Genomic DNA, 12,485 nt, shown 5'->3' on the forward strand with positions numbered 1-12,485 from the left:
GAGGAGCGCGCATCATGGCGATCCTGGAGGCCAGGAACATCGGCAAGACGTACGGAGGCGTCGTCGCTCTGAAGGACGCCGGCATCCACGTCGAGGCGGGATCCGTCCACGCCCTTCTCGGGGAGAACGGCGCGGGCAAGTCGACGCTCATCAAGATCATGTCCGGTGCGGTCGCCCCCGACCGGGGCCGGCTGATGCTGAACGGGCAGGACGTGCGGTTCCGCAACACCGCCGAGGCCGCGGCCAAGGGGGTCGCCGTCGTCTCCCAGGAGCTCAACCTCTTCCCCGACCTCGACGTCCTGGCCAACCTCTACCCGGTGACGGGACCGCGCCGCGGGCCCTTCCTCGATCGCGCCGCCATGGCCGAGGCCGCCGAGCCCGTGCTGGAGCAACTCGGCCTGAGGGTCTCGCCGCGGACACCGGTCGGGGAGCTGTCCCTGGCGCAGCGCCAGCTCGTCGAGATCGCACGGGCCCTGCTGACCGGGCCCCGCGTCCTGATCCTGGACGAGCCGACCTCCGCGCTCGAACAGGCCAGCGCGGACCGGCTGCTCAACGTCGTGCGGGTCCTGCGCGAGCACCAGGTCGGCGTCGTGTTCGTCTCGCACATCCTCGAAGAGGTCATGGCGCTCAGCGACGTCATCACCGTGCTGCGCAACGGCCAGGTCGTCATGGACGCCGAGGACCGGCGGGCGCTGTCCATGCCCGAGGTCGTCACGGCCATGCTGGGCGACCGGCCGGTCTCGGCGCGGGCGGAGGCGCCGCAGGCGGCCTCCCGGGACGGTAGGACGTCAGGCGGGGCGGGGGAGGCGGGCCGTACGGCCGGCGGCGAGCTCAAGATCGTGAACGCCGGTTCGCGGGGGGTTCTCACCGGGGTGTCGCTGACCGTGCGGCCCGGGGAGATCCTGGGCCTCGCCGGTCTGGCCGGATCGGGCCACCAGGCGACGCTGGAACTGGTCGCCGGGCTGCGCCGGGCCGACACCGGCGAGGTGCGGCTGCCGTCAGGCCGTCCGGCGCCCCGGGGACTGCGCCGCAGCATCGCGGCGGGCGTGGCCGTCGTCTCCGGCGACCGCCGGCGGTACGGGCTCATGCTGGACAAGCCGATCTGGGAGAACATCGCCCAGGTGCGGGCCGTGGCGCTCGGCCGCGACGGCGCGTTCCTGCGCCGCGCGGGGCTGCGCGCCCGTGCCCGCGACCACGGCGAGCGGATGAGCCTGAAGTGCGCGAGCGTCGACCAGCGCACCGGCCTGCTGTCCGGCGGCAACCAGCAGAAGGTCGTGCTCGCCAAGTGGCTCGACGCCGACCCCTCCGTGCTGCTGCTCGACGACCCGACCCGGGGCGTCGACGTGGGGGCCAAGGCCGAGATGCACACGCTCATCCGGTCGGCGACCCAGGCGGGGACGGTCACGCTGCTCTGCTCGACCGACGTGGAGGAGCTCGCCTCCCTCTGCGACCGGGTGGCGGTCTTCTACCGGGGTGAGGTCGTCGCGACCCTGGAGGGCGACGACCTCGACCAGCACCGCATCCTGGAGATCATGAACACCGGCCGGGAATGACCCCTCAGGGCCGGTCCGGGGGAAGGGCCTCCTGGCCGGCCTGCGGCGGCGTGTCCACGCACGCCGAGACCGCGATACCGCCGTGCGCGTCCCGCGTCAGCCGGTACTCCCGCGGGGAGATGCCGTAGGTGGCCTTGAACAGGCGGCTGAAGTGGGCCGCGTCGACGAAGCCCCAGTGCGCCGCGACCGTGCTGACCGAGAGCGTCCACTGCTCGGGGTCGACCAGGTCGCGGCGGCAGTGCTCCAGCCTGCGCTCCCGGATGAACCGGGAGACCGTGGTCCCCTCCATCCTGAAGAGCTTGTGCAGGTATCCGGTCGAGATGTGCACCGCGGCGGCCACCGTGTCGGGCGTGAGGTTGGCGTCGTCCAGGTGCGCCTCGATGAAGGTCCTGATGCGCAGCAGAAGCGTCTGGGGAGAGCTCGGCGGCGGCGCCCCCGGCTTGCCGAGACGTTCGGAGAACAGGGTCGCGAGCAGGTCGAGGATGTTGTCGGCCAGCTGCAGCGACTGGTTCTCCCCGATCTCGTCCATCTTGGTGACGAGGTTCATCAGCAGCGGCGAGACCAGCGCCCCCAGCCCCTGGCGGCCGGAGATCCGGTTGGCCGTCACCTGGTGCATCTCGTCGCGGCGCAGTCGCAGGAACCGCTGCGGGAACATCAGCACCAGCATCCGGCACGTGTTGTCGAAGGCGACCGTGTACGGCCTGCCGGTGTCGTAGACGGCGAGGTCGCCCGGGGTGAGCGGCGCCTCGCGCCCGTCCTGCATGACCAGGCAGTAGCCCTGCAGCGGCATGCTCAGCTTGTAGTAGTCGTTTTCCGACCTGGCGATCAGGCGACGGGTCCGTTCGGCCCGGTGGGCGTCGGCGGCGACGTCGCTCACCAACATCACCCCGAGGTTCCGGCTGCGGATCTGCCCCCGGAACGTGTCGTCCTGGGCAAGGATCATGTCCAGCGGAACGAACGCCTCGGAGATGGCCGAGCGCCAGAAATCGGCACGCTCACGGGCGGGCAGGTCGGCCGTGCGCAGTAGAGACGACATGCTTCCTCCTGCAGGAATGGTGCACGTAGCGCCTCCGTTTGGCAATGCTCCATCACCATTCCCGCCACATTCCCGTAACCGGATCGGGCTGGAGCGTGTCAGGCAAGTGCTGTGCCGTCAGAGACAAGGCCGGCGGGCACGCCGCCCCGTACAACTGAGTGACCGTCCGCATCGGCCGGTCGGGGCAAGGACAGCGACTCACGGGGAGGCCGTGGAGAACATGGCAGCGTCGACGTTTCTAGGACCGCAGGAGAGCGCGCCGGAGGCCCCCGTCCTGGTGGAGTCGGGCAGGCTGCTCATCGGCGGGGAGTGGGGTCACGGAACCTCGGGGCGGACCTTCACGACCTACGACCCCGCGACGGCCGCCCCGCTGGGAGAACTGGCCGAGGCCGGTCAGGCCGACGTGGACGCCGCGGTCGAGGCGGCCAGGCGGGCCCTCCACGACCCCGCCTGGGCGCAGATGTCGCCGGCGCAGCGCGGCCAGGTGCTCTGGCGGATCGCCGAGCTGATCGAGGCCAACGCCGACGAGCTGGCCTACCTGGAGACCCGGGACCAGGGCCAGCCGCTGGGGGTCGCGCGGGGCGTGTCGGTTCCCGGCGCGGCCGAGCACTTCCGCTACTACGCGGGCTGGACGACCAAGATGGAGGGCGCCACGTCCCCCATCTCGCTGCCGAACACGCTGCACTACACCCGCAGGGAGCCGGTGGGCGTCTGCGCGCTGATCACGCCGTGGAACTTCCCCCTCATGATCCTGACCTGGAAGCTCGCCCCGGCACTGGCCTGCGCGAACACCGTGGTCATCAAGCCGGCCGAGCAGACGTCGCTGACCGCGCTGCGGCTGGCCGAGCTCTGCGCCGAGGCGGGGGTGCCCGCGGGCGTCGTCAACCTCCTCACCGGCGGCCCCGAGGTCGGCCGGGCCCTGGTCGCGCACTCCGGCGTCGACAAGGTGTCCTTCACCGGCTCGACCGAGGTCGGCCGTGAGATCATGCGCGTCTCCGCGGGCAACCTGAAGCGGGTCACCCTGGAGCTGGGCGGCAAGACCCCCACGATCGTGGCGCACGACGCCGACATCGACAGGGCGGTCGCGGGCTGCGTCCAGGGCGCCCTGTTCAACAGCGGCCAGGTGTGCGCCGCCTACGCGAGGTTCTACGTCGACCGCAAGCGGGTGGCGGAGTTCACCGAGAAGGTCGCCGCCGCCGCGGCGGCGCTGCGGCTCGGCCCCGGGCTCGCCGACACGACCGACCTGGGCCCCCTCGTCACCGAGGAGCACCTGCGCAACGTCGACGGATACGTCCGCTCGGGCGTCGAGCAGGGCGCCGAGCTGGTGACCGGGGGCGGCCGCGCCGACGGCGACCTGGAGAAGGGCTTCTTCTACCGCCCCACCGTCTTCGCCGGGGTGACCGACGAGATGACGATCGCCCGCGAGGAGATCTTCGGGCCGGTCATCCCCATCCTCGCCTACGACGACCTCGACGACATCGCCTCCCGGGCCAACGACAGCGAGTTCGGGCTGGCCGCCTCGGTGTGGACGAAGGACCTGGTCACCGCGCACACGCTGGCCGCGGCCGTACGGGCGGGATCGGTGTTCGTCAACATGCTGCACGTCCCGGACCCCGCGGCTCCCTGGGGCGGCTTCAAGGCCAGCGGGATCGGCCGGGAGATGGGCCCCTACGCGCTGGAGGCGTACACCGAGGTCAAGGGAGTCTTCGTCAACCTCGACCGGTGACGTCCCGGTACGCCGGATATCGATGACGTCCCGGCACGCCGGAGACCGGTGACGGTCCGGCGAGCCGGGAGCGAGGCCGACGGGCGCCGATGTTATGGGGAATCGGCGCCCGTCATCCGGCTCTGGCGTTGAGCTCCAGCGCCGGGATGTCGAGCGCGGCCAGCAGCACCGGAGGATCGAACTCGGACGCGGGCCTGATCTCGACGTTGACCTTCCTGGTGACGATGTCGCGCCGGATGTTGATCGGCCCGCAGGTGCCCACGGTCGGCGTCTGCCCCTGGGAGAACTCGCCGCCGGAGAGCCGGTGCACCAGGAGGTACCACGTGCCCTGCGGCACGTCCTGCAACATGTAGGGGCCGGGGCGGCTGAGCAGGGTGTACTGGATGGGCGGGCCCTCCAGGATCCAGTTCGGGAACAGCCCGACGAAAACACGGCCGACCCGTTCCGGCGACGCGCACAGGACCTCGCCGTGGACGATCGTCGGCCGCGGTGGCGAGATGGTCCGGTCTCCCGCGCCGTAGAGCAGGGACATGTCCCCGCCGCTCTGGCGGTACTGGCTGGGCGCGATGCCCACGCTGCCCTTGAAACGCGTGCTGAACGTGCCGACGCTGGTGTATCCGACCTGGTTGCTGATATCGGCGATGGTCAGTGACGTCCGCCGGAGGAGTCGTTTGGCTTCCTGTAGTCGTACGGCCGACAGGAACCGGCCGGGGGAGATGCCGATGGCCTGGCGGAAGACCCGTGAGAAGTGGAACTTGCTGAACATGGCGACCTGTGCCAGGTCGTCGACGGTCAGTTCCTCACCGAAATTCTCCCGCATCATCTCGATCGCCCGCCCGACGGCCTGCAGGGCATCGCTGTCCATCGCTCTGACGTTTGGTAGAGATGTCACACACATCAATGCCACACAATCGACTCGTCCAGATATCGGTGCCCGGCGTGCGGTAGACGTCGATTGACGTTTCGGCGGCCCGCCTCCGGCTGGGAAATTGTCCTCCCGAATTGTCCACTCGTCAATTCCGTATCCCTCGCGGACGGGGGCCGAAAACGGAGTATTTTCCGGGAGGTTATCGGGCCGCCGGAAGGCGCTGACGGGTTGAGCTGCGAATACGTAATCATGTTTCGGGTCCCCGGCATCGGACCCCCTCGTGTGTTCCGTTCCCGTTCTCGGGTCGCCGTCCACCCGCGGTTCGCGAGTCGTTCTCGCATATGTGGGGCGGCCTCGCCGGCTTCACGACATGAAATGCGATATGAAATGTTCGTGTCAGGCGACCGCGATAAACGGCCGCGGGCGGCGGGGCGGCGGGAAAAGCACCCGCCCCGGGATCCACGCCGGCACGGCCGTCGTGTGACGTGACGCTCACACGACGGCCGCACCGACCGTCCATCACGCCGGTGAGGAAACCGCGCTTTCCTCGGGAGCCGTGGCCGGGCGCCGGAGCGCTCGGCTGATCAGCACCGCGAGCGTGAGGAAGACGACGGCGCCGACCACCGCGGCGATGTTCAGGCCGCTGGTGTAGGCGTCGCGGGCGACGCGGAGGAGTTCTTCCGCCGCCGCCGCGGGCATGTCGTGGGCGGTGGCCGCGGCCCCCGCGATCGAGCTGTGCGCGTTCTCGGCCGCCGCGGGCGAGACTCCCGGGACCGGCACGTCGGCCATGGTGAAGCGGTAGACGGCGGTGCCCACGGTGCCCAGCAGCGCCAGGCCCAGGGTGGAGCCGAAGGAGTTGCTGGTCTCCGACATCGAGGCCGCCGCTCCGGCCCGCTCCGGCGGTACGGACCCGACGACCAGGTAGGCGCCCAGCGCGAACAGCGGACCGGCGCCCACGTGGACCAGGACGCCGCCGAGCACCACCAGGGCGAGACCGCCGACCGTGTGAACCTGGGTGATCAGCAGGTAGCCCACGATGCCGACCACCAGGCCGCCGACGATCGCCGTGCGCTGTGACATCTTCTTGACCAGCATCGGGGCCAGCTGGGAGCCGATGGCGATCGCCACGCCGATCGGCAGCAACCACAGCCCGGCCTCCGTCGGGGTGAGCCCGAGGACGCTCTGCACGTACTGGCTGATCAGCAGGAACGTGCCGGCCATGGAGGCGGCGGCGAACATCAGGGAGGCCAGGATGGCGCTGAACGACCCGTTGCCGAGCAGGCGCAGGTCGAGCAGCGGATGCGCCAGGCTCTTCTGCCTGCGGGTGAAGAGCGTGCCGGCGACGATGCCGATCGCGATCGCCACGATCGGCACCACCGGCGACGCGATCTGGTCCGCGGCGAGCTCCTTGAGGCCGTAGATGATCGGCAGGATCGTGACGAGCGACAGGGCCACGCTGACCAGGTCGATCGGGCCCGCGGCGGGGTTGCGGTACTCGGGCAGCAGGAACGGCCCGGCCAGCACCAGCAGCAGCACGACCGGCACGCCGACCAGGAAGGCCGAGCCCCACCAGAAGTGGGCCAGGAGCAGGCCGCCGACGACGGGGCCGAGCGCGGCGCCGAGCATCATGCAGCTCACCCACGCGGCGATGGCCGTTCCGCGCTGCCTGGCGTCGAGGAACATGTTGCTGATCAGCGCGAGTGTCGAGGGCATGAGGGTCGCGCCCGCGATCCCCAGGAGCGCCCGCGCGGTGATCAGCATCGCGGGGGAGGTCGAGTAGGCCGCGACCACCGACAGGACGCCGAACAGCGCCGCGCCGATGAGCAGCAGCCTGCGGCGGCCGATCCGGTCTCCGAGGTTGCCCATCGTGATCAGGAAACCGGCCATCAGGAAGCCGTAGATGTCGGTGATCCACAGCTGTTGCACACCGCTGGTGCCGAGATCCGCGCTGAGGCTGGGCAGTGCCAGATACAGTGCGCCGATGTCCAGTGAGACCACCAGGGTGGGCAGGGCCAGGGCGGCCAGCCCGATCCACTCGCGCCGTCCGGCCCTCACCGGGGGCGCGTCGGGCGTCGTATCCGACATCGGTTCTCCCTCGTCTTCGTCGGAGCTGTCGCGTGCCTGAACGACACCGCTCACTGTGGTTTCTGGTGTGTGTTCCGCCGGTAAATTGACCGCATACTCTGACGCGGGCGGCTGCCGGCCGAAATCGTCCGGCCGTCGGATGGGCTGTTCACCGCCACATCATCGCCGTGGGCACGGGCCCCTGTCGTTGAATCGTCGCAGTTCACCACCGTACGGAGCATCTTGGGGATTGCCATGTGATTCTTCAGGGTCGTTCCGTGACTCTTAAGCGTCGCTTTGCGGTCCCGGGGATATCGGACGGCCCGCCACCGCTTTCTGTCCGGCGATAACTGCCGGAAATTGTGTTATATGTCGCTTTTGGTGGCGCTGTTCCGGGAGGGGGGTGTGGCGCGGCCGAGGGGCGCGGGGCGTGACCTCCGGCGTTCCGCCGCCCGTTTCCCGATGCGTGCGGGGTGGGGAGACTCGCGCGATAAAAGTGAGCAATCCAGGAGATGCGTCGCCGAGCTATGGATCACTAGCCTCTGCCTGTCAAACCGAACAATGCCCCCGTTTTCCCGGCAAACGGCGGCAGAGCCGGGTGGATTCGCCCTAGGTGGTACTTTATGAGCAACATATCGCCTGAAGCAGCCAATCGATCCACTGTCCCATCCGTTCGGCTTCCGTCACTGACGGGAATGCGATTCATCGCGGCGGTACTGGTCTTCCTCTTCCACGCGGGCTTCCAGGGCGTGTTCGCCTCACCCGACGTGGCAGGCGCCTTCTCCTCGGTCGTCAGCGGCGGAGGCTGGACCGGCGTCGGGTTCTTCTTCGTCCTCAGCGGTTTCGTCCTGACCTGGTCGGTGCGCCGGGACGACACGGCCCCCCGCTTCTGGCGGCGCCGGTTCTTCAAGATCTATCCCAACCACCTGCTCACCTTCGTCGTCGCCTTCCTGCTGCTGACCTTCGTCTCGCAACAGGTCATCGCCCCCGGCAACGCGGTCTTCAACCTCCTGCTGCTCCAGGCGTGGTTCCCCCCGCTGGAGATGAATCAGACGGTCAACACCGTCTCCTGGTCGCTCTCCTGCGAGCTGCTGTTCTACCTGGCCTTCCCGCTGCTGATCCGTGTCGTCGGCCGCATCAGGGACGAGCGCCTGTGGCTGTGGGCCGGCGCCGTGATCGCGGTGATCGTCGCGCTCCCGCTCGTGGCCGCCGCGCTGCCGGACCAGCCCGCCCTGCCGTGGACACAGGCGTACTCGCAGCCGCAGTGGTGGCTGGTGTACGTCTTCCCGCTCTCCCGGACGCTCGACTTCGTCTTCGGCATGCTGCTGGCCCGCCTCGTCCAGACCGGCCACCGGATCCCCCTGGGCCTGGGAGGCGCCGCGGTGCTCACGGTCGTCGCCTACGCCGTGGCGCCGCTGCTGCCCGGGACCTTCCCGCTCGTCGCGGTGGCGATCGTCCCGCTCGGCCTGCTCATCGCCGCGGGCGCGGTCGCCGACGTGAACGGCCGGTCGACGTGGCTGTCCGGCCGGACGATGGTCTGGCTCGGCGAGATCTCGTTCGCCTTCTACCTGTGGCACCGGCTGGTCCTGGTCTACGGCGACCAGTGGATCTTCCGGAACGGCAGCTTCGGCACCCCGGTCGCCATCGCGGTGCTCCTGGCGCTGTTCGGGATCACCGTCCTGGTGTCCTGGCTGGTCTTCTCGCTGTTCGAACGCCCCATCATGCGGCGCTTCGCCGGCTCGCGCCGCAGTGACGCCACCGGTGCCGGGACGGTCGCGTCCCAGCCGCCCCTGCCGAACGTCGCCCCCGGCGCAGGCATCGGCGACTGACACCGCCGACACCGCCGACACCACTGGTACCGCCGACACCACTGGTACCGCCGGTGCAGCTGCGTCGCCGGCACCGCTGACCACCGCGCCGGGCAGTCCTGGCCGCCGGCTCCGGGCGCGGTCGGTCCCGGGCGTCGTCGTGGAAGGGGACCGTTTCCACGACGACGCCTGGGACGCCCGGGACGCCCGGGATCACACCCGCTGTCTCGCGCGGTCGCGCCCGTTCAGCCGGACGGGCAGGGTGCGGCAGCCGTTCATGATGAACGTGCCCTGCCCTTCGATCTCCTCGGGCGGCACCCCCAGGGTCAGACCGGGGAAGCGGTCGAACAGCGCCCTGAGGGCGATCTCGGTCTCCATCCAGCCCAGGGGCATGCCGATGCAGCGGTAGATGCCGTGCCCGAAGGACAGGTGCGCCTTGTCGGCGCGGGTGGCGTCGAAGCGGTCCGCGCTCGCGCCGTGGACGGCCGGGTCACGTCCCGCCGCGGCGAACGCGATGAGGACGGGTTCGCCCTTGCGGATGGTGACGCCGCCGATCTCGATGTCCTCGACCGCGAACCGGAACGGCAGGTGCGCCACGGGCGCCTCGGCGCGGAGCGTCTCCTCGATCACCTCCTCCCAGGAAACGTGTCCGGCCGCCAGCAGTTCGCGCTGCCCGGGATGGATGAGCAGCGCGCGCACCGTGTTCGTCACCAGGTTCGTCACCGGCTCGGTGCCGGTGCCGAGCAGCAGGAGCAGCGTGCTCAGGAGCTCGGTGTCGTTCAGCTGGGAACCGTTGTCCTGCGCCGAGATCAGGTCCGTGGTCAGGTCGTCCGCCGGAGCCCGGCGTTTGGCCTCGATCAGCTCCCGCATCTCCCGGCGCCTCCGCTCGGCGTCGGCCGCCAGGTCCTCCGCGGTCCTGGTCGTGTCGACGTGGGCGTCGCTTCCCGGGAGCACCCCCGCCCTGGCCCGCTCGGGCACGCCGATGAGGTCGCCGATCACCCGTGCCGCGAGCGGGTGCGCGTACCTCGCCTTCAGGTCGACCACCTCGTCCGGCGCGGCGGCCGCCAGCTCGTCGAGGAGATCGGCGGCGATCTTCTCGACACCCGACCGCATGGCCTCGACCCGGCGCGGCGTGAACGCCTTGGCGATTAGCCTGCGCAGGCGGCTGTGGTCGCTTCCGTAGGCGGTGGACAGGTTCTCCATCAGCGCCCAGCCGATCAGCGGGAAATCGTGGCCGATCTCGCCCGCGGCGAAGGCGGTCCAGTGCTTGCGCGGGTCCTTCGACAGACGGTGGTCGGCCAGGGCCCGCATGACGGCGTCGTAGCCGGTTATCGACCAGGCGAGCACGCCGCCGGGGAGCTCGATCCGGGCGACCGGCCCCTGCGCCCGCATCCGCGCGGCCTCTTCGTGGATGTCACGGCCGGTTCTGTCGATGACGACGGGACAGAGATTTTCCATACGAACTCCACATCACCGTGAGAATGATCTCCGCTGTCTACGTGCATCGCCGGGACGCGCTCGGAGTTCTCGGATCCCCGGAGATCCGGCGGCTGCGGTCTTCGCGGCGTCGTGCGGGCGACGGCGGGGACACCGGAGCCGGACCGGGCCTTTACCGACGTCGCGGGCACCGCCATTGGCGCGCCCCTCCGTTACGGGATCGTTGAAGCACTGTCGGCTGTGAACGATGATGGGGCGTTTTACCTATGCCCTGCATCTTTCACCGTGCGCTTCACGAAGCCGTCATTCGGGTGTCACCCGCCGACCGAAGTCGGCATAAGTGAGCAATCAGGAAGATGACAGGGCGGAAATGGCGCGTCCACGATCTAGCGGTCAGGCATTCCACACCGTGTGGAAAAGGCAAATCGAGTTGCGGGGGCGACCGCCTGTGTACAGCCGGTACGAAGACGAGACTGCCCGTCCGCCGATTGGGAGCACATGCTGAACCGAAGGAACTTCCTGGTCCTCAGCGGTCTCACCGCGGGCGGGGCGGTGGTGACCCCGGCCCTGCTGAGGACGTCCACGGTGGCGGGCCAGGCCGACCCGCCCCATCATTCGCAGCATCCGGGCGGCGGCTCCGGGGGTGCCGTCGCGTCGGTCGCCGTCGCCCCCTTCTCCGTGCGCATGCCTCTGCTGCCGACGCTGAGGCCGGTGCGCTCCACCCGGACCACCGACATCTACGAGATCGCCATCCAGCCCGCGAACATGAACATCCTGCCCGGCCTGAACACCCCGGGCCTCACCTACGGCGGCGGCTTCGTCGGCCCCACGATCCGGACCAGGACGGGACGCCAGGTCGCCGTCACCTACCGGAACCTGCTCGACATGCCGGCGAACGTGCACCTGCACGGCGGACACGTTCCCGCGAGCAGCGACGGCCACCCGATGGACCTCATCCAGCCGGGCCAGGCGCGGCTGTACGAGTATCCGAACACGCAGCAGGGCGCGACGCTCTGGTATCACGACCACGCCCACCACATGGAGGCCGAACACGTCTACCGGGGGCTGCACGGTTTCTACGTGATCGAGGACGAGGACGAGAGGCACCTGCGCCTGCCCGACGGGAACCACGACGTCCCCATCATGATCCGCGACGCCCAGTTCGACGACACGGGCGCGCTGGTCTACGGCAACCCGGCGCTGCGCACCACCATCCTCGTCAACGGCAGGCCGCAGCCGTACTTCCCCGTGGACGCGCGCAAGTATCGCTTCCGGCTGCTCAACGCCTCCAACGAGGGAACCTTCCGGCTGAACCTCGGCAACGCGGGGATGACGCAGATCGCCTCCGACGGAGGCCTGCTCTCCGCGCCCGTGCCCCGCGATGAGATCGCGCTGAGCGCGGGCGAGCGGGTCGAGATAGTGATCGACTTCTCCCGTTACCCGGTCGGCACCCAGCTGGTCCTCGCCGACGGGACCAGGGGGCCGGTGCTGAGGTTCGACGTCGTACGGCGCGCGGACGACAGGAGCCGCCTGCCGGACGTGCTGCGCCCGCTTCCCCCTCTGCCCCCGGCCACGAACCAGCGCGACGTGGTGTTCTCCTTCGACCTGACCGGCCCGGCCCCCGTGGGGCTGATCAACGGCAAGCCGTACGATCCGGCGCGCGACGACTTCCGGATCAAGCGGGGCACCACCGAGATCTGGCGCGTCACCAACGCCGACACCGAGTTCGGCTTCATGCACAACTTCCACATGCACCTGGCGCAGTTCCGGGTGCTGGACCGCGACGGGAAACCGCCGACGCTCGACGACGCGGGCCGTAAGGACACCGTGTTCGTCGCGCCGGGCTCAACGGTCAGGGTCCAGGCCACCTTCGACACATACCTCGGCAGGTACGCCTACCACTGCCACTTCCTGGAGCACTCCTCCGTCGGGATGATGGCGCAGATGGAGATCATCCCCTAGCGGGGGCGGGGCCGGCGGGCGCTCGTCCGCC

Annotated in this window: 8 protein-coding genes; 4 read left to right on the top strand and 4 right to left on the bottom strand. The window is 69.8% G+C overall.

From position 1 onward, the window contains the following. Positions 1–14: 14 nt before the first annotated feature. Positions 15–1,553, top strand: coding sequence for a sugar ABC transporter ATP-binding protein (locus AB0N02_RS16620; protein ID WP_363946655.1), 1,539 nt, complete (start codon positions 15–17; stop codon positions 1,551–1,553). 4 nt (positions 1,554–1,557) lie between these two features. On the opposite strand, the gene AB0N02_RS16625 is transcribed toward AB0N02_RS16620, so the two are convergent. Continuing rightward, positions 1,558–2,589 carry a helix-turn-helix domain-containing protein gene (locus tag AB0N02_RS16625; protein WP_363946657.1) on the bottom strand — a complete coding sequence of 344 codons (1,032 nt, stop codon included), beginning with the start codon at positions 2,587–2,589 and terminating at the stop codon, positions 1,558–1,560. A 220-nt stretch (positions 2,590–2,809) separates the two neighbouring features. Between AB0N02_RS16625 and AB0N02_RS16630 the strand changes: the two genes are divergently transcribed. Beyond that, complete coding sequence (locus tag AB0N02_RS16630; RefSeq protein WP_363946660.1) at positions 2,810–4,315, top strand: aldehyde dehydrogenase family protein; 1,506 nt, start codon at positions 2,810–2,812, stop codon at positions 4,313–4,315. Positions 4,316–4,427: 112 nt separating this feature from the next. Here AB0N02_RS16630 and AB0N02_RS16635 read toward each other — a convergent pair whose 3' ends face one another. Beyond that, the gene (locus AB0N02_RS16635) at positions 4,428–5,180 is read right to left on the bottom strand and encodes an AraC family transcriptional regulator (protein WP_363946663.1); all 753 of its coding nucleotides are present in this window, start codon (positions 5,178–5,180) and stop codon (positions 4,428–4,430) included. A gap of 522 nt (positions 5,181–5,702) precedes the next feature. After that, on the bottom strand, positions 5,703–7,268 hold the full coding sequence (locus AB0N02_RS16640) for an MFS transporter (RefSeq protein WP_363946665.1): 1,566 nt from the start codon (positions 7,266–7,268) through the stop codon (positions 5,703–5,705). A gap of 674 nt (positions 7,269–7,942) precedes the next feature. Between AB0N02_RS16640 and AB0N02_RS16645 the strand changes: the two genes are divergently transcribed. After that, the gene (locus AB0N02_RS16645) at positions 7,943–9,076 is read left to right on the top strand and encodes an acyltransferase (protein WP_363946667.1); all 1,134 of its coding nucleotides are present in this window, start codon (positions 7,943–7,945) and stop codon (positions 9,074–9,076) included. A gap of 192 nt (positions 9,077–9,268) precedes the next feature. Here AB0N02_RS16645 and AB0N02_RS16650 read toward each other — a convergent pair whose 3' ends face one another. Continuing rightward, on the bottom strand, positions 9,269–10,513 hold the full coding sequence (locus AB0N02_RS16650; RefSeq protein WP_363946669.1) for a cytochrome P450: 1,245 nt from the start codon (positions 10,511–10,513) through the stop codon (positions 9,269–9,271). A 477-nt stretch (positions 10,514–10,990) separates the two neighbouring features. Here AB0N02_RS16650 and AB0N02_RS16655 point away from each other — a divergent pair, with 477 nt between their 5' ends. Beyond that, positions 10,991–12,454, top strand: coding sequence for a multicopper oxidase family protein (locus AB0N02_RS16655; RefSeq protein ID WP_363946671.1), 1,464 nt, complete (start codon positions 10,991–10,993; stop codon positions 12,452–12,454). Positions 12,455–12,485 lie beyond the last annotated feature (31 nt).

This window comes from Streptosporangium sp. NPDC051022 (assembly GCF_040683035.1).
Taxonomy (GTDB): domain Bacteria; phylum Actinomycetota; class Actinomycetes; order Streptosporangiales; family Streptosporangiaceae; genus Streptosporangium.

Coding starts and splice junctions, on each gene's coding strand:
- AB0N02_RS16625 (WP_363946657.1), bottom strand. CDS start 2,589: ATGTCGTCTCTACTGCGCACGGCCGACCTGCCCGCCCGTGAGCGTGCC.
- AB0N02_RS16650 (WP_363946669.1), bottom strand. CDS start 10,513: ATGGAAAATCTCTGTCCCGTCGTCATCGACAGAACCGGCCGTGACATC.
- AB0N02_RS16620 (WP_363946655.1), top strand. CDS start 15: ATGGCGATCCTGGAGGCCAGGAACATCGGCAAGACGTACGGAGGCGTC.
- AB0N02_RS16635 (WP_363946663.1), bottom strand. CDS start 5,180: ATGGACAGCGATGCCCTGCAGGCCGTCGGGCGGGCGATCGAGATGATG.
- AB0N02_RS16655 (WP_363946671.1), top strand. CDS start 10,991: ATGCTGAACCGAAGGAACTTCCTGGTCCTCAGCGGTCTCACCGCGGGC.
- AB0N02_RS16645 (WP_363946667.1), top strand. CDS start 7,943: ATGCGATTCATCGCGGCGGTACTGGTCTTCCTCTTCCACGCGGGCTTC.
- AB0N02_RS16640 (WP_363946665.1), bottom strand. CDS start 7,268: ATGTCGGATACGACGCCCGACGCGCCCCCGGTGAGGGCCGGACGGCGC.
- AB0N02_RS16630 (WP_363946660.1), top strand. CDS start 2,810: ATGGCAGCGTCGACGTTTCTAGGACCGCAGGAGAGCGCGCCGGAGGCC.